The 23528-nt window shown below is 57.1% G+C and carries 20 protein-coding genes; 16 read left to right on the top strand and 4 right to left on the bottom strand.

Features of this window, described 5'->3' with window-relative positions:
- Positions 1-48: 48 nt before the first annotated feature.
- The gene (gene guaA / locus NCG89_RS02275) at positions 49-1632 is read left to right on the top strand and encodes a glutamine-hydrolyzing GMP synthase (protein ID WP_251088154.1); all 1584 of its coding nucleotides are present in this window, start codon (positions 49-51) and stop codon (positions 1630-1632) included.
- Positions 1633-1732: 100 nt separating this feature from the next.
- Here guaA and NCG89_RS02270 read toward each other — a convergent pair whose 3' ends face one another.
- Positions 1733-2605 (bottom strand): LysR family transcriptional regulator, encoded by an 873-nt coding sequence (locus NCG89_RS02270; RefSeq protein WP_251088153.1) that lies wholly within the window; start codon positions 2603-2605, stop codon positions 1733-1735.
- 282 nt (positions 2606-2887) lie between these two features.
- On the opposite strand from NCG89_RS02270, the gene tadA reads away from it, so the two are divergent.
- Positions 2888-3358, top strand: a complete 471-nt coding sequence (gene tadA, locus NCG89_RS02265; RefSeq protein WP_251088152.1) for a tRNA adenosine(34) deaminase TadA — start codon at positions 2888-2890, stop codon at positions 3356-3358.
- 222 nt (positions 3359-3580) lie between these two features.
- Positions 3581-4030 carry a BLUF domain-containing protein gene (locus NCG89_RS02260; RefSeq protein WP_251088151.1) on the top strand — a complete coding sequence of 150 codons (450 nt, stop codon included), beginning with the start codon at positions 3581-3583 and terminating at the stop codon, positions 4028-4030.
- Positions 4031-4126: 96 nt separating this feature from the next.
- On the opposite strand, the gene mltF is transcribed toward NCG89_RS02260, so the two are convergent.
- Complete coding sequence (gene mltF / locus NCG89_RS02255) at positions 4127-5572, bottom strand: membrane-bound lytic murein transglycosylase MltF (protein ID WP_251088150.1); 1446 nt, start codon at positions 5570-5572, stop codon at positions 4127-4129.
- 146 nt (positions 5573-5718) lie between these two features.
- Between mltF and purL the strand changes: the two genes are divergently transcribed.
- From purL to secF, 3 genes are all read left to right on the top strand, one after another.
- A complete protein-coding gene (gene purL, locus NCG89_RS02250; RefSeq protein WP_251088149.1) occupies positions 5719-9633 on the top strand; it encodes a phosphoribosylformylglycinamidine synthase in 3915 nt (1304 codons plus the stop codon).
- Positions 9634-9705: 72 nt separating this feature from the next.
- Positions 9706-11577 (top strand): protein translocase subunit SecD, encoded by a 1872-nt coding sequence (gene secD / locus NCG89_RS02245; RefSeq protein ID WP_251088148.1) that lies wholly within the window; start codon positions 9706-9708, stop codon positions 11575-11577.
- Between the two features lie 12 nt (positions 11578-11589).
- Positions 11590-12513, top strand: coding sequence for a protein translocase subunit SecF (secF, locus tag NCG89_RS02240; RefSeq protein WP_251088147.1), 924 nt, complete (start codon positions 11590-11592; stop codon positions 12511-12513).
- Positions 12514-13062: 549 nt separating this feature from the next.
- Here secF and NCG89_RS02235 read toward each other — a convergent pair.
- Both NCG89_RS02235 and NCG89_RS02230 read right to left on the bottom strand, forming a co-directional pair.
- The gene (locus NCG89_RS02235) at positions 13063-13368 is read right to left on the bottom strand and encodes a hypothetical protein (protein WP_251088146.1); all 306 of its coding nucleotides are present in this window, start codon (positions 13366-13368) and stop codon (positions 13063-13065) included.
- The gene (locus NCG89_RS02230) at positions 13361-14167 is read right to left on the bottom strand and encodes an inositol monophosphatase family protein (RefSeq protein ID WP_251088145.1); all 807 of its coding nucleotides are present in this window, start codon (positions 14165-14167) and stop codon (positions 13361-13363) included. The genes NCG89_RS02235 and NCG89_RS02230 overlap by 8 nt, the downstream gene beginning before the upstream one ends.
- A gap of 184 nt (positions 14168-14351) precedes the next feature.
- On the opposite strand from NCG89_RS02230, the gene pyrG reads away from it, so the two are divergent.
- From pyrG to NCG89_RS02180, 10 genes are all read left to right on the top strand, one after another.
- Complete coding sequence (gene pyrG / locus NCG89_RS02225) at positions 14352-15980, top strand: CTP synthase (protein ID WP_251088144.1); 1629 nt, start codon at positions 14352-14354, stop codon at positions 15978-15980.
- Between the two features lie 69 nt (positions 15981-16049).
- Positions 16050-16901 carry a 3-deoxy-8-phosphooctulonate synthase gene (kdsA, locus tag NCG89_RS02220; RefSeq protein ID WP_251088143.1) on the top strand — a complete coding sequence of 284 codons (852 nt, stop codon included), beginning with the start codon at positions 16050-16052 and terminating at the stop codon, positions 16899-16901.
- Positions 16902-16928: 27 nt separating this feature from the next.
- Positions 16929-18212 (top strand): phosphopyruvate hydratase, encoded by a 1284-nt coding sequence (gene eno / locus NCG89_RS02215; protein ID WP_251088142.1) that lies wholly within the window; start codon positions 16929-16931, stop codon positions 18210-18212.
- 124 nt (positions 18213-18336) lie between these two features.
- Positions 18337-18618 (top strand): cell division protein FtsB, encoded by a 282-nt coding sequence (gene ftsB / locus NCG89_RS02210; protein ID WP_251088141.1) that lies wholly within the window; start codon positions 18337-18339, stop codon positions 18616-18618.
- 9 nt (positions 18619-18627) lie between these two features.
- The gene (gene ispD, locus NCG89_RS02205) at positions 18628-19338 is read left to right on the top strand and encodes a 2-C-methyl-D-erythritol 4-phosphate cytidylyltransferase (protein ID WP_251088140.1); all 711 of its coding nucleotides are present in this window, start codon (positions 18628-18630) and stop codon (positions 19336-19338) included.
- The gene (gene ispF / locus NCG89_RS02200; protein ID WP_251088139.1) at positions 19335-19832 is read left to right on the top strand and encodes a 2-C-methyl-D-erythritol 2,4-cyclodiphosphate synthase; all 498 of its coding nucleotides are present in this window, start codon (positions 19335-19337) and stop codon (positions 19830-19832) included. The genes ispD and ispF overlap by 4 nt, the downstream gene beginning before the upstream one ends.
- Positions 19822-20832, top strand: coding sequence for a tRNA pseudouridine(13) synthase TruD (gene truD, locus NCG89_RS02195; protein WP_251088138.1), 1011 nt, complete (start codon positions 19822-19824; stop codon positions 20830-20832). The genes ispF and truD overlap by 11 nt, the downstream gene beginning before the upstream one ends.
- An 11-nt stretch (positions 20833-20843) precedes the next feature.
- The gene (locus NCG89_RS02190; RefSeq protein WP_251088137.1) at positions 20844-21512 is read left to right on the top strand and encodes a protein-L-isoaspartate(D-aspartate) O-methyltransferase; all 669 of its coding nucleotides are present in this window, start codon (positions 20844-20846) and stop codon (positions 21510-21512) included.
- Positions 21513-21606: 94 nt separating this feature from the next.
- The gene (locus NCG89_RS02185; RefSeq protein ID WP_251088136.1) at positions 21607-22533 is read left to right on the top strand and encodes a DUF368 domain-containing protein; all 927 of its coding nucleotides are present in this window, start codon (positions 21607-21609) and stop codon (positions 22531-22533) included.
- Positions 22534-22677: 144 nt separating this feature from the next.
- On the top strand, positions 22678-23460 hold the full coding sequence (locus NCG89_RS02180) for a peptidoglycan DD-metalloendopeptidase family protein (protein WP_251088135.1): 783 nt from the start codon (positions 22678-22680) through the stop codon (positions 23458-23460).
- Positions 23461-23528 lie beyond the last annotated feature (68 nt).

Raw genomic sequence — 23528 nt, 5'->3', positions numbered from 1 at the left:
CTAACCGGCGCCTTTGTGCCGGTTACTTTTTTAGCAAGAGAGAGCCCTGTGTCCAGCCCTGATATTCATGCCCACCGCATTCTCATCCTCGATTTTGGTTCTCAATACACCCAGCTGATTGCCCGCCGCATTCGGGAAATTGGCGTGTATTGCGAAATTCGCGCCTTTGATCTGAGCGATGCCGACATCGACGAATTCAAGCCCTCGGGCATTGTGCTTGCCGGTGGACCAGAGTCAGTTACCCAGCCAGGCTCGCCCCGGGCACCGGAGCGGGTTTTTTCAATGGGTATTCCGGTGTTGGGGATCTGCTACGGCATGCAGACGATGGCCGAGCAGAACGGCGGCAAAGTCGAGGGCTCGCCCGTACACGAATTTGGTTACGCCCAGATTCGCCTGGAAGCTGAAAGTGAGCTGACCCGGGATATCAAGGATCACGTCGACCATGCTACAGGTGCTGGCCTGCTGGACGTATGGATGAGCCACGGTGACAAGGTGGTTCAGCTGCCGGAGGGTTTTGAGGTGCTGGCGTCAACGCCATCCTGCCCGATTGCCGCCATGCAGTGTGAAGCCAAGCGCTTTTACGGTGTGCAGTTTCATCCCGAGGTGACGCACACCCTGCAGGGCAAGCGTATTTTCGAGCATTTCGTTCACAAACTGTGTGGCTGTGAAGCGCTGTGGACGCCGGAAAACATTGCTAACGATGCCATCGAAAGGGTGCGTGCTCAGGTGGGTGGCCAGAAAGTGCTGCTCGGTCTGTCCGGCGGTGTCGACAGCTCGGTGGTGGCGGCATTGCTGCATCGGGCCATCGGCGATCAGCTGACTTGTGTGTTTGTTGACAACGGCCTGCTGCGCAAGGGTGAAGGCGATCAGGTGATGGACATGTTTGCCAAAAACATGGGTGTCAAAGTGATTCGCGCCGATGCAGAGGATTTGTTTCTGGGCAAATTGACCGGCGAGGCCGACCCAGAGAAAAAGCGCAAAATTATCGGCAACACGTTTATCGACGTGTTTGATGCCGAGGCGGCCAAGCTGAAGGACGTTAACTTCCTGGCCCAGGGCACCATCTATCCCGACGTCATCGAATCTGCCGCGGCCAAAACTGGCAAGGCCCATGTGATCAAGTCTCACCACAATGTCGGTGGTCTGCCGGAAGATATGGCAATGGAGCTGGTTGAGCCGTTGCGGGAACTGTTTAAAGACGAGGTGAGAAAGATCGGTTTGGAGTTGGGCTTGCCCTACGACATGGTCTATCGCCACCCCTTCCCGGGGCCGGGGCTGGGTGTGCGTATTCTTGGCGAAGTGAAAAAGGAATACGCCGATATCCTGCGCGAAGCCGACGCCATTTTTATCGAAGAATTGCACAAGGCAGACTGGTATCACAAAACCAGCCAGGCCTTTGCGGTGTTTCTGCCGGTGAAATCCGTTGGTGTGGTGGGGGATGCCCGCCGTTACGAATACGTGATTGCGCTGCGCGCAGTGGAGACCATCGACTTCATGACCGCCCGTTGGGCGCATTTGCCCTACGAGTTACTCGAGACCGTGTCCAATCGCATCATTAACGAAATTACCCATGTTTCCCGGGTCACCTACGATGTGTCCAGCAAGCCGCCAGCGACAATAGAGTGGGAATAAGTTCTGGCGGTGACTGAAGCGGGCGCCTTCGCTTTGTCCACACAAGTAACAGGCGCTCCTCTTCGGCAGATTCTGGTGGTATTCGGGATTGTCAGCCGGCTCAGCTGCCAAAACGCTCCGCCAGAAAACTAACAAATAAGCGCACTTTTGCCGATAGGTGGCGGTTGTGGGGATAGACGGCCCAGACCCCGGTGTCGGTGGGCAGAAACTGCTCTAAAATCGGCACCAGCTGGCCCGATTCAATCGCCACGCTGGCGTAAAAATCTGGTAATTGCACAATTCCCAAATCGGCGATTGCCGCGTGAACCAGTGCGCGGCCATTGTTGCTGTGCCAGTCGCCACTGACTTTCAGGTCGAAGTGGCGGCTGCCTTCCTTGAAACGCCAGGTGCTCAGGGTGCCGACCAGGCAGTTATGATTCACCAGTGCGCTGACGCTCTCTGGTGTGCCATAGCGCTTGAGGTATTTGGGGGAGGCGCAGGTCACCAGCCGTCGATTGCAAATCCGCCTGGCGATAAGCGATGAATCCTTGAGCGTGCCTGCGCGAATGGCCAGGTCATAGCCTTCGGTAATCAGGTCGACGACCCGGTTACTAAAGTCCAGTTCTACCGCCAGCCCCGGATTCTCTGCCATAAAAGCGGCAGCAGCGGGGGCAATAAAATCCTCTCCAAATGCGCCGGCCACGGACAGTCGCAGGTTGCCTCTGGGGCGCTCCTGAAGATCAATGACTGCCTGCTCGGCTTCATCCAGAGTGTTGAGTATGTCCTGACAGCGAAGGAAAAAGGCCTGACCGACTTCGGTGAGGGAGACGCTGCGGGTCGTGCGCAGCAAGAGCTGCGCGTCCAGTCTGCTCTCCAGCTGGGCAATCTGCTTGCTGATATGAGAGCGGGATACACCGAGCTCTTGAGCGGCTTTCGAGAAACTTTGATGTTGCGCGACGCTCACAAAGGCCTCGATTCCTTCCCATTTATGCATAAAAGTTGCTTTCCACGCCTAGATTGTTTCTGGTGATCAACGCTGTATTTAATATTTAAGCTTATTTGTTTTCAACAAATATAGTTAAAGCAGCCTGACTATCTCATTCCTGGCTTGCGCTGGCACTTCCCGCTGAATCGCAATTTGCCGCTCGGCGCAAAACGCTGAGCCGTTGATATGCCTGCATTTGGGCTGCGCGCTCTCAGGAATCTCTGCTAATGTAGTGCCAAATCACGAGCGGTGCAGAGGTGTGCTCTGGAAAGGAATATCGACGAAGTCTGGATGGCGCGAGCATTGCGGTTGGCAGAGCAAGGGGGCCTAAAGGGGGAGGTACCCGTCGGCGCTGTGGTGGTGTCCGGGGAAGGTGAGCTCTTGGGCGAGGGCTTCAATCAGCCCATTTCCACCGCGGATCCCACTGCCCATGCAGAGCTGGTGGCACTGCGGGCCGCGTCTGGGCGTATCGGCAATTATCGCCTGACGGACAGCACGCTCTATGTCACGATAGAGCCCTGCGCGATGTGCAGCGGCGCGATTGTTCATGCCCGGGTGGCGCGGGTGGTGTTTGCCGCTACCGAACCAAAAGCCGGTGCCGTGTGTAGTCATTTACAGTTATTTGATCAGCCGCAGATGAATCACCGAGTGCAATGGCAAGGCGGCGTGCTTGCCGACCAGGCGAGCGCGGTGATGCAGGGTTTTTTTAGTCGTCGCCGGGAAGAGAAGAAAAGGGCGAAGGCCCAGGCCAATAGCGATTGAGTGCAATCTGACTTATGAACGATAAGCCACGGATGATGGGCGATGTTTGTGGGTTTTACGGAGTTTTCGGCCTTTTCGGGATGGGTAGAATGCAAAAAGGGCGGTGGGGTGCTGTCCTGGGGGGAGTTGGTGACAGGGCGAGGTTAGCCGTTGTCGGGAAAGGTGTTGTCCTATGGAGAGAACGGGCAATGCCGGAAAAGTCGAAATTCCTTAGGGGAAGCTGTGAAAGCCTTCGTTTACTTCAGTAATGCGACCCAGCCACTGAGTGATGTGGATTTGAAAACACTGGCCAGACAGGCGCGCACCAAGAATTCGGTTGCCGGTGTTACAAGCTATCTTTTCTTTTGGGACAACGGGGTGTTCCTCCATTATTTTGAAGGCCCCGACGAAAAGGTCGAAGACTTGATGAAGCGGTTGGCCAACGACAACCGGCATCAAATCGAATTCCAATTGAGTCAACCCAATTTTACCAGTCGCCGTTTTCCCGACGACAGTCTGGCGTTTCATGTGGGCGGAACCCAAAAAGGGATTTTTCGGCTGGAAGAGGTGGTCAAGCAGCAGTTGGAATATTGTCGGGATGGGATTGGTCGTGTTGAGCGCTGGTCTGAGAAAATCTGGCTCAATCTGGACAAGATCGCCAACATCACCTTCGCCCAGCCATCGGAGTATTGATTTCGATTGCGGGTCTACCGCTAGTCACTCGAATGGTCTGAGGGTTTTTCGTCGATGTTTGCGACTGCCGTCGGTGATGGGGCGTTGCAGGGTGGATTACAGGGCATAGAAGCCGCGATTGATCGCATCGGGAAGGTAGTCTGCCACAATCCTCGGTGGCGGCACGCGATACCGGTTGAGCTCGTCCCAGGTCAGCAGAGAATAATAGTGGCGGATATTTTCCACGTAGCGAACCGGTTCATCGCCCCGGGCGAAGCCATACTTCGTGGTTTTGTACCATTTGGCCTGGCGCAGTAGGGGAAGGTGGGTGCGTACATCTTTCCACAGGTTGGGGTCTTGTCCAGCCCGTTGGGTGAGCACCCTGGCATCCTCTAGGTGACCCAGGCCGATGTTGTAGGCGGCCAGGGCAAACCAGCCCCGATCGGGTTGCTCGATTCCCGCGGGTAATCGGCTGAGCAGTTTGCGGTAGTAGCGCGCACCGCCGCGCAGGCTTTGCATGGGGTCCAGTCGATTATCCACACCCAGTTCGTCTGCGGTGGCCTGGGTTAGCATCATCATTCCGCGCACGCCGGTAGGCGAGGTGGCTTCGGCCTCCCAATGTGATTCTTGGTAACTGATGGCGGCGAGCAGGCGCCAGTCCATATCGTATTCAATTGCGACCTGCTCAATCATCCCTTTGACCTCCGGCAGGCGCTGCTCCATGCGTTGCAGGAAGGTATGGGTGCTGACAAAGGACTGCCGCTCACTGAAGGTGAAGTGACGATCAATCAGGCGGGCCAATTTGCCGCTGTCGCGCAGGTGCTCAAAATAAACCTCCATTTCTTTTCGCAGGGGCTCGTTGGCCGGTTGGCGGACCATGGCCCAGGCCAGCGGAACGGGCTTGCCTGCGCTGAAGGCAATGCGGAAGTCGGGGTAGAACGCCCGGTTTGCGTAAAAGTCGTTGGAATCGATCAGTGTGAAGTCAATTTCGCCGTTGACCAGCTGCTCCAGCAGGTCGATGGTCTCCAGGTCGCGACTTTCCTTCCATTCCAGTGCGGGGTGGCTGACTTGCAGGGTTCGTAGCAATTCAGCGTGAGCGCTGTTGGCCATCACCCGAATGCGTTTGCCGATGAGGTCTTCCACTTCGTTGGCCCGTTGGCCAAGGGCTCGGTTATAGATGAACAATTGCTTGATGCTGATATAGGTGGGGCCAAACATCAGTCGGTTGTGGCGCTCTTTGGTGATTGTCAGGCCGGCCGCTGCCATATCGGCATTGCCTTCTTCGAGCTGGATAAAAATATCTTCCAGGCCCACCACTGGGATCATCTCCAGCTCCACGCCAAGGTGATCGGCAAAGCCTTTGGCGAGCTGGTATTCAAAGCCGGCGGGATTGCCCTGACTTTCGTAATACGTGGTGGCGGAGTTGCGCGTGATTACTCTCAGTACCCCTTGGTCCTTGACGTGTTGAAGGCTGTCGGTGGTGTCTCCCCAATTGCTGAATACCAGTGCGACGATCAGCACCGGAATCGAGAAAAGCGCGAATTTTTTAAGTAGCGGAAACACAGCTAAATGCAATCTTCCAATAAAGGAGGGCCCATTGTATCGGCCGCGTCGGGGCAGAGCCATAAAACGTATTTCGGATAAAAATTTGGCGCTATTTCCTATACAATGGCCGGCTTCAATTCCGTCGATCGAGGTTGTCGCCCCGCATGTTGATCCTACCCGGTGCCCCCGCGCTTTCTGATTTCCGCATAGCCAAACTGTTGGGGCAACTGCGCCAGGCCATTCCCGATCTGGAGGCGGTCAGCGCCCGGTTTGTCCACCTCGCCCAGACTCGGGTGGCGCTCGATAGTGACGAGGCCGAGGTACTGGAAAAATTGCTTCGTTACGGCCCGACCGGCGAGGCCGATGATTTTGAGGGGTTGCCGTTTTTCGTTATCCCGCGGCCGGGCACAATTTCTCCCTGGTCCAGTAAAGCCACCGATATTGCGCATAACTGCGGCCTAGAAAAGGTGCAGCGCCTGGAGCGCGGCATACTGTATCAACTTAAGGTTGCTGCTCCCTTAACCAGCGAACAACAGCAGGTGGTGATGGCGGCGATCCACGACCGTATGGTTGAGGCGGTGGTGGATACCCCAGAGGCGGGCGCTGTTTTATTTTCTCAGCAGAGCCCGAAGCCGATGACTGCGGTGGACGTGCTCGGCGGTGGCCGCGAAGCCCTGGTGCAAGCCAACGCCAATCTTGGCTTGGCGCTGGCCGACGACGAAATCGACTATTTGACCGACAGTTTCAATCAGCTCGGTCGCAACCCTAGCGACGTGGAGTTGATGATGTTTGCCCAGGCAAACTCCGAGCACTGTCGCCACAAGATTTTTAATGCCAGCTGGACGATTGATGGCGAGGACCAGCCTCACTCCCTGTTTGGCATGATTAAAAATACCTATCAATTGGGTGGGGAAGGGGTGCTAAGCGCCTATGCTGACAACGCTGCCGTCATAGAGGGGCCCCAGGCGCTGCGTTTCTACCCGAGCTCGACCGATGGCGAGTATCGCTTTAGCGATGAAAACATTCACATTCTGATGAAAGTGGAAACCCACAACCACCCCACCGCCATTGCGCCGTTCTCCGGGGCGGGTACCGGGGCTGGTGGCGAGATTCGGGACGAGGGTGCCGTGGGTCGTGGCTCCAAGCCCAAGGCAGGCTTGACCGGATTTAGTGTGTCCAACCTTCAGGTGCCGGATTTTGTTCAGCCCTGGGAGCTGGACTACGGCAAACCCGAGCGCATTGTGTCGGCGCTGGAAATTATGCTGGAAGGCCCAATCGGGGGCGCAGCCTTTAACAATGAGTTTGGCCGGCCCAATTTGTGTGGTTACTTCCGCAGCTACGAGCAAGATATCGACACCGGCGCCGGTGCAGAGCGGCGCGGTTATCACAAGCCGATCATGATTGCCGGTGGTTACGGCAATATCAAAGCCGAACATATCGACAAGCCGCCCTTTCCCGCCGGCTACAAACTGGTGGTGCTGGGCGGCCCGGCCATGTTGATTGGCCTTGGCGGTGGCGCGGCGTCGTCCATGAGCTCTGGTGCCTCTAGTGCCGACCTGGACTTTGCCTCGGTGCAACGTCAGAACCCCGAAATCGAGCGGCGCTGCCAGGAAGTTATCGATCGCTGCTGGGCCATGGGTGAGCAAAACCCCATCGCGTTTATTCACGATGTGGGTGCTGGCGGTCTTTCCAATGCCTTTCCCGAGTTGGTGAAGGATGGTGGCTGTGGCGGTCAGTTTGAGCTGCGCGATGTGCCCAATGACGAGCCAGGTATGTCGCCACTGGAGATTTGGTGTAACGAGTCCCAGGAGCGCTATGTCATGGCCATCGCGCCTGCCGATCTACCGGTCTTTGCGGCGATGTGTGAGCGCGAACGGGCACCTTATGCGGTGGTGGGTGAATCCACGGAGGAGAAGGTTCTCCGCTTGGGTGATCGTCATTTTGGCAACAACCCCGTTGATCTGCCCATGTCAGTGCTGTTTGGCAAGCCGCCGAAGATGCACAGAGAGGTTAAGCGCATTGCCCAGAAAGCCCAGCCGCTGAGTTGCGATCTTAGTGTCGCCGAGGCGTTGGACCGTTTGTTATGTCTCCCCGCGGTTGCCTCCAAGAATTTTTTGATCACCATCGGTGATCGCTCTATTACCGGCACGGTGCATCGGGATCAGATGGTCGGCCCCTGGCAAGTGCCGGTGGCTGATTGTGCGGTGACGACCTCCGGGCTCGATAGCTATGCCGGCGAGGCGATGGCAATGGGCGAGCGCACCCCGCTGGCGCTGCTGGATGCTGGCGCCTCGGCCCGTATGGCGGTGGCAGAGTCAATCACCAATATTGCTGCGGCCCGCATTGCCAGCCCAGGCTCCGCGCCGGGTTCTGCGCAGTTGAGCGACATTAAGCTGTCTGCCAACTGGATGTGTGCGGCAGGACACGCCGATGAAGACGCCCGGTTGTACGACGCGGTGAAGGCGGTGGGGCTGGAGTTCTGTCCCGCCTTGGGTATCACTGTGCCGGTGGGCAAAGACAGTATGTCAATGCGCACGGCATGGCAGGATGGTGCCGAGGCCAAATCGGTCACTGCGCCCATGTCGTTGATCGTGTCCGCTTTTGGCCCGGTCAGCGATGTGCGCAAGACGGTCACCCCGCAATTGCAAATGGACAGCGGTGAGACGGTATTGCTTCGGGTTGATGTCAGCCCCGGCAAACGCCGCCTGGGGGGCAGCTGTCTGGCGCAAGTGTGTGGCCAGCTGGGCGATTGCGCCCCCGATGTGGATAAGCCCGAGTTGTTGAAGGGCTTTTTCTGTGCGGTCCAGCAGTTGCTGGATGCCGAAAAAATTCTCGCTTATCACGACTGCTCCGATGGCGGCATGATGATCGCCGCGCTGGAAATGGCTTTTGCCGGGCACTGCGGTTTGCGTCTGGAGTTGCCAGCGACGGAGTCGCCACTGGCAGAGCTGTTTGCGGAAGAAGCCGGCGCGCTGTTACAGGTTCGCCATGCGGACCTGGCCGAGGTTCAGCAGCTTTTCCGTGACCAGGGGCTGGGCGACGATGCGCTGAAGGTCATTGGTGCGCCGATCAGTGGCGGCCGGATACAGGTCTCAATGGCTGGCGAGTCGGTTTTTCAGGGTGAGCGTCTGACCCTGCAGCGGCGCTGGAGTGAACTTAGCTACCGAATGCAATCGCTGCGTGACAATCCGGCCTGCGCCCAGCAGGAGTACGATAGCTTAAAAGAAGACGACCCGGGGTTGAGCGTCGCCCTGAGCTTTGATCCGGCTGACGACGTGGCTGCTCCCTTTATCGCCACTGGGGCAAAACCCAGAGTCGCGATTCTGCGGGAGCAGGGGGTTAACGGTCAGCTAGAGATGGCGGCAGCCTTCACCCGGGCGGGCTTTGCCGCAGTAGACGTTCACATGAGCGATATTCTCAGTGGTCGCGTCAGTCTGCAGGATTTTGCCGGCTTTGCTGCTTGCGGGGGCTTCTCGTATGGCGACGTGTTGGGTGCTGGCGAGGGCTGGGCGAAGACGATTTTATTCAACAACCGTGCCCGGGATGACTTTAGTGCCTTCTTTGGCCGCAGCGACAGCTTCGCTCTGGGTGTGTGTAACGGTTGCCAGATGATGTCCACCCTTAAGCCGTTGATTCCTGGTACGGATCACTGGCCGCGATTCGTGCGCAACCGCTCGGAACAATTCGAAGCCCGGGTGGCAATGGTTGAAATTCCGCAATCTCCCTCCATATTACTGGCTGGAATGGAAGGGTCTCGCCTGCCAGTGGCGGTCGCCCATGGTGAGGGGCGCGCCGAATTTGCTAGCGGCGGTCAATTGCAAACGCTGCAGCAAAACGGCCTGGTGGCATTGCGCTATGTCGATAATTACGGCGCTGTCACCGAGACCTATCCCGCCAACCCGAATGGTTCACCCGCCGGTATTGCCGGGGTCAGTAGCCAGGATGGCCGTTTCACCATCATGATGCCCCACCCTGAAAGGGTGTATCGCAAGGTGCAGAATTCCTGGGCGCCGAAAGAGATGGGTGAAGACGCTGGCTGGCTGCGCTTGTTCCGCAACGCCCGTAAAGCCTTGGGTTGATCGCCGGTTAATCGCAATAACGAATTACATAATGAAGGGGCTGCGGGCTAAGCAGCTACAGATGGGGAAACAATGCTGAACAAATATCCACTTTGGAAGAATCTGCTGTTACTGGCAGTGCTGGGTTTCGGCTTACTTTACGCGATGCCCAACCTGTATCCGCCGGACCCGGCAGTGCAGATTTCCGGCCAAAGCAGCGGCATGAAGATCGATCAGCCGACTATCGAACGGGCTTCCCGTGCCTTGGATGCGGCGGGTATTGAGCACTTTGGCGAATTGGCGAGTAGCGATGGCAAGAGCGGGCTGATTCGCCTTTACGCCAGTGATGGCCAGTTACGGGCTCAGCGGATTATTCAGCGCGCCCTCGGCGACGGCTACATTGTCGCGCTTAACCAGGCGTCTACCACCCCAGACTGGCTGAGCAACCTCGGTGCCCAAGCAATGAAGTTGGGCTTGGATTTGAGTGGTGGTGTGCATTTTCTGCTGGAAGTGGATACGGATGCGGCCATTGATAATCGCCTGGACCAGTACACCACGGGTATTAAGAAGGCGCTGAGGGAAGCGGGTATCCGGGGTTATGTTTCGCTGGCAGACAACGGCGAAATCCAGGGCAAGTTTCGTTCGGAAGCGTTGCGGGACAAGGCGTTGTCCGTTATCCGCAAAGAGTACACCGATCTCACCGCTCAGCGTGCCGAGCAGTCTGACCCGGAAAACTTTGATCTGGTCGCTTTGCTAAGCGACACCAAGCGCAAGGAAATTGAAGACTACGCCGTTGGCCAAAACCTCACCACCCTGCGCAACCGGGTTAATGAGTTGGGCGTGTCCGAACCTTTGGTACAACGGCAGGGCCGCAATCGCATCGTGGTTGAGCTGCCCGGCATCCAGGACACGGCAGAAGCCAAGCGGATTCTGGGCAAGACAGCCAACTTGGAATTCCGCCTGGAGGCCCGTTACGATGCGCCGGCGTCTGATCGGGAGCAATTTGAGTTTCGTAACCCCGGCCTCGGCGAGCCCTCGGCGTGGCTGGAGCGCGATGTGGTGATCACTGGTGAGCGGGTCGCCAATGCCCAGTCGAGCTTCGACGAGAACGGCATGCCCCAGGTCAATATCACCCTGGACAGCGAAGGTGGCACGTTGATGCACCGGATGACCCGCCACAATATCAATCGCCGGCTCGGTGTGCTGTTTATCGAGCGTAAGAGCCGCACTCGCTACGAAGTGAATGAGGCGGGTGAAGAGCAGATCATCAAGATTCCCTACGACGAGAAGAAAATCATCAGTCTGGCGACCATTCGCGATGCGCTGGGTGTGCAGTTCCGCATTACCGGGCTGAACGCGCCCGGTGAGGCCAATGAGTTGGCCCTGTTGCTACGGGCCGGTGCCCTGGCGGCGCCCATCGATTTTGTTGAGGAGCGTACGGTCGGGCCCTCGCTGGGCGCGGAAAACATCGCCAAAGGGGTTATCTCGGTACAAATCGGCCTGGGCTTGGTAGCGCTGTTTATGGTGGTTTACTACCGGGTCTTTGGTGTGGTCGCGGTGGCGGCGCTGGCCTTCAATATTGTGCTGCTGGTGGCGGCCATGTCGATTCTGGGCGCGACACTCACCCTGCCGGGTATTGCCGGTATCGTGCTGACGGTGGGGATGGCGGTGGATGCTAACGTGCTGATCTTTTCGCGAATACGGGAAGAGGTGCGCAACGGCATGGCACCTCAGCATGCCATTGATGCCGGTTACGGTCGTGCTTACGTCACGATCATGGATGCCAACATCACCACCTTGCTGGTTGCCCTGATTCTGTATGCCGTGGGTACAGGGCCGGTGAAGGGCTTTGCGGTGACCTTGTCTATCGGGATTCTGACCTCCATGTTCACGGCGATCATGGGTACTCGGGCGATTATTAACCTGATCTACGGCGGTCGCCGTGTGAAGAAACTGGCGATCTGACGGGGTTGAGCAATGTCTACTGAAAGCAAAATTATTAATTTTATGAAGCTCCGGGGCCTGGCTTCGGTGCTGTCGATCGCCATGGTATTGGCCTCCATCGGAATTCTGGCCACCAAGGGGCTGAATTTCGGCCTGGATTTTACCGGCGGTACATTGATTGAAGTGCTCTATGAAGAGCCTCAGCCCTTGGAAGAAGTGCGCAGTACGCTATCGGGCGCCGGCTACGAAAATGCCATTGTCGTGAACTTTGGCTCCGACACGGATGTGTTGGTGCGCCTGCCCCAGGGCATGAGCCCTAAGCTGGGTGAAGAGGTGCTGGCGACGCTGCGGGCCGACGCGCCCTCGGAAGTCGAGTTGCTGCGGATTGAATTTGTTGGTCCTCAGGTAGGTGAAAAACTGCGGGAGCAGGGCGGCCTGGCGGTATTGCTGGCACTGATTGTGGTGCTGATTTACATCGCCATGCGCTTTCAGATCAAGTTCGCGGTGGGTGCTGTGGCAGCCTTGGTTCACGACGTCATTATCACCCTTGGTGCCTTTGCCCTGGTCGGGTGGGATTTTGACCTGACGGTGTTAGCGGCGATTCTGGCGGTCATTGGTTACTCATTGAATGACTCCATTGTGGTAGCTGACCGGATTCGGGAAAATTTGCGCAAATTGCGTAAGCATGAAGCCTTTGATGTCGTCAATATCTCCCTGACCGAGACCCTGGATCGGACCCTGGCGACCTCCGGCACTACAATGCTGGTATTGGTGGCGCTGGCGGTCTTTGGTGGCGATATGATTCACAGCTTTGCGCTGGCGTTGATTATCGGTATTGGGGTGGGGACTTACTCGTCGATCTATATTGTCGCCAATCTGCTGCTCACCATGAATATCAGTCAGGATGATCTGATTGTGATTCAGAAGGAAGGGGCGGAGATTGACGATTTGCCTTGAGTGACCGGGGTCGCGCGCCGGACGCTAGAAAAGGTGAGGATAAACAAAAGGCCAGTTCCGAAAGGAGCTGGCCTTTTTTGTTCTGCAGGGGTTGTGGTGTGATTTCGGCGTCAGCGTTGTTCTGGGCGGACTGTTTGCGATGCCGAATCTAGGGGTTTTGGGCATGGGAGCCGCTGGGCCACGGCTCGGGGCCGGGGCGACAGAGGTGGGATTTCGTCTTAAGGGTGACAAGGCCATTGGGTTGTCGTCATTCCGGACGCGCTGCTTGCGATCCGGAATCCAGTGGCTTTGAGCTCGGGAGTCACTGGGCCCCGGCTCGGAGGCCGGGGCGACGGAGAGCGGAGTGGGTCTGACGTCGGACGTCAGACGCGGCGCCTCCGGAAGATTCCACGTATCCGTCATTCCGGACGCGTCTTTTTGCGAGCCGGAATCCAAAAGTTTTGCGAGTGGTAGCAACTGGGCCCCGGCTCTGGGGCCGGGGCGACAGGGTTAAGAGTTCATCTTGAGGGCGACGCTGAATAGAGATTGGCGTTGAAATAAAAAAGTGCGCTAAATGCTTGACATGCGCAGGCGCCAAATCATGCTTTTCCAGCGTCCAGCGTCCAGCGTCCAGCGTCCAGCGTCCAGCGTCCAGCGTCCAGCGTCCAGCGTCCAGCGTCCAGCGTCCAGCGTCCAGCGTCCAGCGTCCAGCGTCCAGCGTCCAGCGTCCAGCGTCCAGCGTCCAGCGTCCAGCGTCCAGCGTCCAGCGTCCAGCGTCCAGCGTCCAGCGTCCAGCGTCCAGCGTCCAGCGTCCAGCGTCCAGCGTCCAGCGTCCAGCGTCCAGCGTCCAGCGTCCAGCGTCCAGCGTCTAGCCAATATGCTCCAGGTGTGGCCGTACGACCTGCAAAATGCTCTTCAGGCACTTGGGGTTGGCTGCCACGATATTCCCGGTTTCAAAGTAATCACCGCCGCCTTTGAAGTCGCTGATCAGGCCGCCGGCTTCGCGCACCAGCAAAATGCCGGCGGCAATATCCCATTTGCTCAGGCCGATTTCCCAGAAGCCGTCCAACCGTCCTGCAGCAACATAGGCCAGATCCAGGGAGGCTGCGCCCGCCCGGCGAATCCCGGCGGTCTCGCCCGCAATCGCTTCAAGGCTGCGCATGTAGGCGGGGATATGTTGCTCGCTGCGGGCTTTGAAGGGAATGCCGGTGCCGATCAGGGCGCCTTCCAGGGTGGTCGCGCCCATGGCAACGCGAACGCGACGGCCATTGAGCTGAGCGCCGCGGCCACGGCTGGCGGTGAATTCTTCCCGGCGGATCGGGTCGAGAATCACCGCATGTTCGATCTGACCCTGATAGATGCAGGCGATGGAAATGGCGAAGTGGGGTATGCCGCGAATAAAGTTAGTGGTGCCGTCGATGGGGTCGATTACCCATTTGTAGTCGCTATCAGGGTTGCCAGACTCGCCGGACTCCTCGCCCAGAAAGGCGTGATCGGGGTAGGCCTTCTGCAGGTGAAAGATGATCTCTTTCTCGGATTTGCGGTCAATTTCGGTAACGAAGTTGTTCTGACCCTTTTCTTCCACCTGGACCCGGTCCAGTTGCTCGGAGGCGCGTGCGATAAGATCACCGGCCTTGCGGGCGGCGCGCAGGGCAATATTGAGCATGGGTTGCATATGACTAAGACCTTGAATGTTCTGGCAATTGGGTGCGCATTATAGCAGAGGTGCGGCCGACGATGAGGGCTATTTTCATTGTTTCATCGGGGCCTTGCTGATAAACTGATCTCCCATCTTTGGGGCAAAGAAGCACCGCTTTTTCCAGCCCTGTACCTTCTTGATTCTTTGTAAAAGGCTCTACATGGCGCGATTTATTTTCGTCACTGGCGGTGTTGTTTCTTCTCTTGGGAAGGGTATCGCTTCTGCTTCTCTGGGCGCAATTTTGGAAGCTCGGGGCCTCAATATCACCATGCTCAAACTCGATCCCTATATCAATGTGGATCCGGGAACCATGAGCCCCTTCCAGCACGGTGAGGTGTTTGTCACTGAAGACGGTGCCGAGACAGATCTCGATCTCGGTCACTATGAGCGTTTTATTCGTGCCAAGATGGGTAAGCGCAATAATTTCACCACTGGCCGGGTGTACGAAACGGTGCTGCGTAAGGAGCGCCGGGGCGATTACCTCGGTGGGACCGTTCAGGTTATTCCCCATATTACCGATGAAATCAAGCGCCGGGTCATCGCTGGTGCTGGTGATGCCGACATTGCCATTGTGGAAATCGGTGGCACCGTGGGTGACATCGAAGGCCTGCCTTTCTTTGAGGCGGCCCGCCAACTCAAGGTTGAGCTGGGGGCCAAGCGCGCGATGCTGATGCACCTGACTCTGGTGCCCTACATTGCCACCGCCGGTGAAACCAAAACCAAGCCCACCCAGCACTCAGTGAAAGAGCTGCGGTCCATCGGCTTGCAACCCGATATTCTGCTGTGCCGCTCGGATCACGAAGTGGATCAAAGCAGCCGCCACAAGATTGCCCTGTTCACCAACGTTGAGTCGCGGGCGGTCATTCCGCTGCGCGACGTTGATTCGATTTACCGCATTCCCTCCCTGTTGTCCGCAGAGGGGCTGGACGAGTTGGTGGTCGAGCGTTTTGGTCTGGAATGTCAGCCCGCCGACCTGTCTGAATGGGACAAGGTGATCGAGGGTGATCTGCACCAGGAGCAGACCGTGACCATCGCCATGGTGGGGAAATACATGGAATTGCTCGATGCTTATAAGTCGCTCAATGAAGCGCTCAAGCATGCGGGCATTCACCTGCGCACCAAGGTGCAGGTGAAGTATATCGACTCCGAAACCGTCGAGAACGATGGCCTTGATGTGCTCAAGGATGTTCACGGTATTCTGGTGCCCGGCGGCTTCGGTAACCGGGGTGTGGAAGGCAAGATCAGTGCGGTGCAGTATGCCCGGGAAAATAATATTCCCTACCTTGGGATTTGCCTGGGGATGCAGGTCGCGGTTATCGAGTTTGCCCGCAATGTGTTGGGGCTGGAGCAGGCGAACAGCACTGAATTCGATGAGAAGTGCCCTGACCCCGTGGTGGGTTTGATCACCGAGTGGATCACCGAAGATGGCAGCGTGGAGCTGCGCAACGCGGCGTCTGATCTCGGTGGCACCATGCGTCTCGGTGCTCAGGAATGCCATTTGGTGCCGGGCTCAAAAGCTGCCCAGGTATACGGCAACGACACTATTAAAGAGCGCCACCGCCACCGCTACGAAGTCAATAATCACTACATTGACCGGCTGCAAGCGGCGGGCCTGAACATTGGTGGCTGGTCTGCGGATAACACGCTGGTTGAGGTGGTGGAAGTAGCGGACCATCCCTGGTTTGTTGCCTGTCAGTTCCACCCGGAGTTCACCTCCACACCTCGGGACGGCCACCCGCTGTTCACTGGGTTTATTCAGGCCGCCCTCGACCACGGGCAATCTGCCTGAACTCCGACTGGTGGCCATTGGCCAGACCCGGGCACGTTACCGGCAAGTGCAAGTTAAGAGACAGCAAACATGCTCAATAAAGTGATTTCAGTAGACGGCATTGATGTTGCCAATGATCAGCCATTTGTTTTACTGGCGGGGATGAATGTACTGGAATCCAGGGAGATGGCCCTGGAAGTGGCGGAGCACTATGTGAGCGTGTGCACCAAGCTGGGCATTCCCTATGTGTTCAAGGCCTCTTTCGACAAGGCTAACCGCTCATCCATCCATTCCTTTCGTGGGCCGGGAATGGAGGCGGGGCTGAAAATCTTCCAAGAGATTAAAGACCGCTTCAAGGTGCCCGTTATTACCGATGTTCACGAAACCTGGCAGGCCGCCCCGGTGGCAGAGGTTTGTGACATTATTCAGCTGCCGGCCTTCCTGGCCCGGCAAACGGATCTGGTCGCAGCAATGGCTGCCACCGGCGCGGTCATCAACGTGAAAAAGCCCCAGTTCCTCAGCCCTCCGCAAATGAAGAACATTGTCGAGAAGTTTGCCGAGTGTGGTAACGACAAAATTATGTTGTGCGAGCGCGGCAGCAATTTCGGTTACGACAACCTGGTGGTCGATATGCTTGGCTTCCGGGGGATGAAGGAAGTCAGCGGCGGTGCGCCGATTATTTTTGATGTCACCCATGCGCTGCAGTGCCGCGATCCGATGGGCGCTGCCTCGGGCGGCCGCCGTCACCAGGTGGCAGAACTCGGCCGCGCGGGTTTGGCCGTGGGCATCGCCGGGTTGTTTCTTGAAGCCCACCCCGACCCCGATAAGGCCAAATGTGATGGCCCCAGTGCATTGCCGCTGGCAGCGTTGGAGGCCTTCCTGAGCCAGATGAAGGCGGTAGACGATGTGGTAAAAGGTCTGCCCCCACTGAATATTCAATGATTTAGCGATTAAATGGAGATTTAAAACATGGCAGAAATCGTCGACATCAAAGCCTTCGAGGTTTTGGATTCACGGGGTAACCCCACCGTCGAAGCCGATGTGATCCTGGCATCTGGTGCAGTGGGCAGTGCGTGCGCGCCCTCTGGTGCGTCTACCGGCTCTCGCGAAGCCCTCGAACTCCGTGACGGCGATAAAAGCCGGTACCTGGGTAAAGGTGTGCTTAAAGCCGTTGCCAATATCAATACGACGATTCGCGACCTGCTGATTGGCATGGATGCCGAGGATCAACGTGCCCTGGATGGGGCCATGATTGAAGCCGACGGGACTGAGAACAAAGGTAACCTGGGCGCCAATGCGATACTTGCCGTTTCCCTCGCGGCGGCGAAGGCCGTTGCCATCGAAAAGGGCATTCCACTGTATCAGCGTATTGCCCAGATCAACGGCACCGAGGGTCAATACTCTATGCCCGTGCCGATGATGAATATCCTTAACGGCGGCGAGCACGCTGACAACAATGTCGATATCCAGGAGTTTATGGTGCAGCCCGTGGGCGCAGAAAGCTTCACTGACGCATTGCGTGTGGGTGCCGAGATATTCCACGCCTTGAAAAAGGTTCTGGTAGCGCGCGGCCTGAACACCGCAGTGGGTGACGAGGGTGGGTTTGCACCAAACCTGCCTTCTAATGAGGCGGCCCTGGAAGTGATCGCGGAGGCCGTTGCCAATGCGGGTTATAAATTGGGTGAGGATGTGACCCTGGCCCTCGACTGTGCCTCTTCCGAGTTTTACAAGGACGGCAAGTACGACCTGGCTGGTGAAGGCAAGGTGTTTGATGCCGAGGGCTTTGCTGCCTACCTGGACGAGCTGAGCCAGAAGTATCCCATCATCTCCATTGAAGATGGCATGGATGAAAGTGATTGGGCCGGTTGGGCAGCGCTCACCAAGCGCGTCGGTGATCGGGTGCAGTTGGTTGGTGACGATCTGTTTGTGACCAACACCAAAATCCTGAAGCGTGGTATCGATGAAAAAATCGCCAATTCCATTCTGATCAAATTTAATCAGATCGGCTCGCTGACCGAGACGCTCGATGCCATCAAAATGGCGAAGGACGCTGGCTACACGGCGGTCATTTCGCACCGCAGCGGTGAAACCGAAGACACCACCATTGCCGATCTGGCTGTGGCAACCGCTGCTGGTCAAATCAAAACGGGCTCTCTGTGCCGCTCAGACCGGGTTGCCAAATACAACCGCTTGCTGCGCATTGAAGCGGAGTTGGGCGCCCCTTATCGCGGTCGTGACGAGTTCCGCGCCTAATTAGTCGGGGTGCTAGGCACCCCGCATTACTGGAGCTTTTGATGGCGACAGTTTGTCGAACAGGGTGGTATTTCGGGGCGGCTGGTGATCCAGACGCCCCGGTTTGCTTTTTGCGGGGGGTAAAATGACCCGGCGCAGATTGCTGATACTACTGGTAGTGATTTTTGTTTTTCTGCAATTTCGCCTGTGGACTGGCAGCGGCAGCTGGGAGCAGATCGCCAGTCTGAAACGTGATATAAAATCTCAGCGGCAAGTTAACGCTGAGCTTCAGCGGCGAAATGAACGCCTTTACAGTGAAGTGGACAGCCTGAAAAATAACCTCGACAGCATTGAAGAGCGGGCGCGAAACGATATGGGCATGATCAAGAAAGGTGAGGATTTTTACTTGATCATTGAAGGGCAATAGGACAAAGCCGTGCGGGGAAACGAAAAGATCTGGGCAGTGATGCCTGCGGCGGGGGCGGGGCGCAGAATGCTCGCCAGTCGCAGTAAGCAGTACCTGCCGCTAGCTGGCAAGGCAATGATTGAGCACAGCCTTGAGTGTCTTCTCAGCGAGCCAACGATTGAAAAGATATTTGTTGCCGTCAGTGAAGAGGACGACCATTTTGCGCTGATGGAGGTGGCCTACAATCCGCGGGTGGAACAAGTGATCGGCGGCGCGGAGCGCATGGACTCGGTGTTAAATGCCCTGCAGGCGATGGACGGCATTGCCCAACCCGCAGACTGGGTGCTGGTCCACGATGCTGCTCGGCCCTGCCTGCCTCAGGTGGACCTCAAGAAACTTCTCGAGAAAGGACGCCAACACAAGGTGGGCGCGATATTGGCATCGCCGGTGGTGGATACCTTGAAACGCTGTGACCCCGAGACGGATGAAATTGCCGAGACTGTGGATCGCAGTGGTTTATGGCGAGCCTTGACCCCCCAAATGTTCCGCTATGGTTTGTTGCGGGTGGCCCTGGAACAGTGTCAAATGCGGCACCTGCCCGTCACCGACGAGGCCTCGGCGATGGAGCATCTGGGTCGCCGGCCACTGTTGGTAAGTGGCAACCCCTGTAACATCAAGGTGACCTATCCGGACGATTTGGCCCTGGCGGATTTTTATTTGCGAGAGCGTGCGAGCCGATGACACTACGTATAGGGCACGGCTACGACGTGCACCGCTTTGGCAGTGATAAGCCCCTTGTATTGGCCGGCGTGGTTGTTCCCCATGACCGGGGGCTGATTGCGCATTCCGATGGCGATGTCGCGCTGCATGCCCTCTGTGATGCCATTCTCGGCGCGCTGGCGCTGGGTGATATTGGCAAACATTTTCCCGATACCGATCCGCGTTACGCGGGTGCTGATAGCGGTGACTTATTGGCACATTGCATTGTCCTGGCGGCACAGCAGGGCTACCAACTGGTTAATGCAGATCTCACTATCGCGGCCCAACGGCCCAAACTGGCGCCCCACATTGACGCAATGCGGCAACGCATTGCCAGTCTGGCGGGCGTTGATATTGGCCAGATCAGTGTGAAAGCCACTACCACCGAAAAACTGGGTTTTGTTGGTAGGGAAGAGGGGATTGCTGTGGACGCCGTTGTATTGATGCAAGGGGTGTTGCCCAAACATGCTGCCTGATTGGCCCCGGGCCTGGGGAGGCCCTGCAGCTCAGGCCGTTTTGCGTCAGGCCAACACCGATTTTCAGGTGGAAGAGCTGTTTGAATTTCTTCCCAGTGGCGATGGCGAATTTGATTGGCTGCTGGTAGAGAAGTCTGGCGACAGTACAGAATTTGTTGCCAGAGCGCTGGCAAAACAGCTTGGCTTACCGGCTCGCGCAGTGGGTTACTCCGGGCTGAAAGATCGTCATGCACTGACTCGCCAATGGTATTGCCTGCACCGTCCCGGCAAAGCGGCGCTCAACTGGAGTACCCTGCTGGGCGACAATTGGCGGGTGGTGAAGGGTGTGCGCCACCGGCAAAAATTGCGCCGGGGCAGTCATCGCGGAAACCGCTTTGTACTGATTCTTAATGAGGTGGTGGGTGATCGTCCGTTACTCAACGAGCGTTTGTCAGCATTGACCGCCGGATTTCCCAACTATTTTGGCGAACAGCGTTTTGGCATTGATGGCGGCAACATTGCGGCCTGTCGTCAGTGGTTTGAACAGGGCGGCCAGCCGGCCCGCTTCGAAAAAGGCCTCTACCTTTCCTCGGCTCGCTCCTGGTTATTCAATCAGGTTCTGGCGCAACGTGTTTTCAGCGGGACGTGGGATAAAGCTCTGGATGGCGAGGTTCTTGCTTTGCGCGATAGCGGCAGTGTTTTTTCTGAGCCGTTGAGCGATGAAATTGTTGCCCGCGTGGCCAGCGGCGATCTGCATCCCACCGGCCCGCTCTTTGGTGCCCCGGCAAAAATCAGCGTTGCCGGTGAGGTAGCGGCCCTTGAACAACAGCAATGCAATGCGGAGCCGGTGTTGTGTGCGGGTTTGGCAAAGCACGGTCTCAAGATGGAGCGGCGTGCGCTGCGGGTCTTGCCTAAGGAGCTGTCTTGGGAGTGGCTTGATGCTAAGTGTCTGCGGTTAGAATTTGCGCTGCCCCGGGGCTGTTTCGCGACAGCGCTTGTGCGAGAATTGGTGACATACTAAGAGAATAAAGGGTGACCACTCTGAACCTGCAAGGCATAGGGATGACTTCCCAGCGAACCCGGGACCGGCTGATTCAGCGCTTGCGGGAAAGGGGCATTGAGGACGACGCGGTATTAAAGGTGATGCGCGCCACGCCGCGGCATATTTTTCTGGACGAGGCGCTGGCTCACCGCGCCTATGAAGATAGCTCCCTGCCAATCGGCTTCCAGCAGACCCTTTCTCAACCCTACATTGTTGCGCGGATGACCGAGTTGCTGCTCGCTTCGGGACCCAAATCCCGGGTCTTGGAGGTGGGCACTGGCTCAGGTTACCAAACGGCGATTCTGGCCCAATTGGTCGAGCGGGTGTTCAGCGTAGAGCGCATTCGTCCATTGCAGGAGAAGGCTCGGGAAAGGCTGCGCCACCTGCGTCTGCACAACGTACATTTGCGTCACGCCGATGGCGGAATGGGCTGGCCGCAACGGGGCCCCTTCGACGCAATTCTCTCCGCCGCAGCCCCTGAAGTGGTGCCCCAGGATCTACTCGATCAGCTCGACATCGGCGGCCGCCTGGTGATTCCCATCGGCAAACAGAACGGTCAGCAGTTTTTAGTTGTCTATGACAAAACCGAGAACGGTGTGGTCGAGCAGCAAATCGAACCTGTGACCTTTGTCCCCTTGCTCGGTGGCGTCGTCGCGTAAGCTTTTTTGTGCCTGTGTTCTCCCCCAATCGGAGGCTTGCTGGCACAGGCCGGTAACCCGAAGACATTTCTCTGCCTAGAAGGAATTGGAGTTAGTGAAAGGATTTAAGCCCGCAATTTTTCTACGGGGTATGGCAATGGGCGCGGCAGATATTGTGCCGGGTGTTTCCGGGGGAACCATCGCCTTCATTACTGGCATTTATGATGAGCTGATAGAAAGCCTGACCTCCTTCAACCTGCAGGCAGTTCGTGTGTTACGGCAACAGGGTATTGGCGCCTTATGGCGTCATGTGAACGGCGGCTTTCTGTTGAGTCTGGTGACGGGGGTGCTGATTGCCGCGCTGTCGTTGGCCAAGGCTATTTCTTACGCGCTGGAGCACCACCCTGTACCGCTGGCTGGTTTTTTCTTCGGGTTGGTGTTGGCCTCCGCGATCCTGATTTATCGGCAAATTCCCGAGCGCACCGTCGTCACTTTGGTCTTATTGATTCTTGGGGCAGGGGTGGCAATCGGAATCGGGGAAGTGCGACCAGCCAGTATTGCCGTCACTCCGCTCAGCCTGTTCCTGGCCGGTGCGGTAGCCATCTGCGCCATGATTCTGCCGGGGATTTCAGGCAGTTTTATTCTGCTGTTGATCGGTATGTATGGGCCCGTTATCGATGCCATAAAATCGATGGATTTGTTGGCGATTGCTCTGTTTGGGGCGGGTTGCGCAACCGGGTTGATGCTATTCGTTCGGCTGTTGTCCTGGCTACTGCATCACTACCATGGCGCCTTGCTGTCATTCTTGTCCGGCCTGCTGATAGGTTCGCTCTCTATTATCTGGCCTTGGAAGCTTGACAGCGTGGGCCAAGCTGGCGGGCTGGGCAGCGGTCTGGAACTGGCCAATTCGTGGCCCTGGCATTACGCGGAAGTGGCTGATGCCCATTTGCTGCTCACCGGGTTTCTGGCGGCCTTTGGTGTTATTCTGGTGCTGGCGATTGAGCGACTTGCCGGGCACAAGCAGTCGGCCGTTGGTGAGTGAGGTCTTCAATTTGTTTCGTACCGCGGTAGCACGATTTAGGGATTCGCGGATTCATCAGTCTTTTTAATGCGTGGCAGATAGTTTGGATAATACTGGGATGACAAGGATGAAGCCCGATGATCGCCTGGCTTGCCCGGCCGGGGGATGTCGCCGCTGATGATGCCGCGCTTGCACATACTATTGCTGTCAGTGGTGCTCTTGCTGATGCATGGATGTGCCAGTGGCGGCTCGGCACCCATCGAAGATCGCTATTCGCCGTCGGAGCGGGCGCCGGAGTATTACATTGTCAGTCGCGGCGATACCCTGTTTTCGATTGCCTGGCGTTATGGCTTTGACGTGAAGGGTCTCGCCGCTGCCAATCAAATTGGTCCTCCCTATACGATCTATCCCGGACAGCGTCTCGCCTTGCGGGAGCGTTCTACCAGTGTTTCGCCGCCGGCTGCGGCGCCCCGTAACACACCAGTCAGAGCGGCAGCTCCGCCGCCCTCAACTCCATCCTCCCCACCGGTGGCTAGCTCGCCCAAGCGCCCTGCAAAAGCCGTGGTTTCTGCACCATCCAGTGGTGGTTGGCGATGGCCAGTGAAGGGGCCTGTGGTCAGGGCGTTTGTTGCGACTGGCCAAGCGCATAAAGGTATTGATATCGGTGGAAAAATAGGGGAGCCTGTACATGCAGCGCGCAGTGGGGTTGTTGTTTACTCGGGTAGTGGATTAGTGGGTTACGGCAATCTTCTAATCTTGAAACACTCTGAGCAAGAACTCAGCGCATATGGGCATAATCGAAAGCTGTTGGTAAAGGAGGGACAGCAGGTAAAAGCAGGGGCCGTCATTGCAGAGTTGGGAGACAGTGGCACAGACTCGGCAAAGCTCCACTTTGAAGTTCGTATTAACGGAAAACCGGTTGATCCTTTACGGCTGCTTCCTAGGTAAGAACGAACAGGTAAGACCTGACATCAGTCGAAAGAATCACCCCAATCAGTCAATGAAATTCTCGACAA

It is taken from the genome of Spongiibacter taiwanensis, from assembly GCF_023702635.1.
Lineage (GTDB): Bacteria > Pseudomonadota > Gammaproteobacteria > Pseudomonadales > Spongiibacteraceae > Spongiibacter > Spongiibacter taiwanensis.
Note: the sequence above shows the minus strand (reverse complement) of the source record. Positions and strands in the feature narration are given on the sequence as shown.

Bases quoted from the DNA above. Each gene is read 5' to 3' on its own strand.
- NCG89_RS02270 (WP_251088153.1), bottom strand. From the start codon at position 2,605: ATGCATAAATGGGAAGGAATCGAGGCCTTTGTGAGCGTCGCGCAACAT.
- tadA (WP_251088152.1), top strand. From the start codon at position 2,888: ATGGCGCGAGCATTGCGGTTGGCAGAGCAAGGGGGCCTAAAGGGGGAG.
- purL (WP_251088149.1), top strand. From the start codon at position 5,719: ATGTTGATCCTACCCGGTGCCCCCGCGCTTTCTGATTTCCGCATAGCC.
- secD (WP_251088148.1), top strand. From the start codon at position 9,706: ATGCTGAACAAATATCCACTTTGGAAGAATCTGCTGTTACTGGCAGTG.
- secF (WP_251088147.1), top strand. From the start codon at position 11,590: ATGTCTACTGAAAGCAAAATTATTAATTTTATGAAGCTCCGGGGCCTG.
- NCG89_RS02230 (WP_251088145.1), bottom strand. From the start codon at position 14,167: ATGCAACCCATGCTCAATATTGCCCTGCGCGCCGCCCGCAAGGCCGGT.
- pyrG (WP_251088144.1), top strand. From the start codon at position 14,352: ATGGCGCGATTTATTTTCGTCACTGGCGGTGTTGTTTCTTCTCTTGGG.
- kdsA (WP_251088143.1), top strand. From the start codon at position 16,050: ATGCTCAATAAAGTGATTTCAGTAGACGGCATTGATGTTGCCAATGAT.
- eno (WP_251088142.1), top strand. From the start codon at position 16,929: ATGGCAGAAATCGTCGACATCAAAGCCTTCGAGGTTTTGGATTCACGG.
- ftsB (WP_251088141.1), top strand. From the start codon at position 18,337: ATGACCCGGCGCAGATTGCTGATACTACTGGTAGTGATTTTTGTTTTT.
- ispF (WP_251088139.1), top strand. From the start codon at position 19,335: ATGACACTACGTATAGGGCACGGCTACGACGTGCACCGCTTTGGCAGT.
- truD (WP_251088138.1), top strand. From the start codon at position 19,822: ATGCTGCCTGATTGGCCCCGGGCCTGGGGAGGCCCTGCAGCTCAGGCC.
- NCG89_RS02180 (WP_251088135.1), top strand. From the start codon at position 22,678: ATGTCGCCGCTGATGATGCCGCGCTTGCACATACTATTGCTGTCAGTG.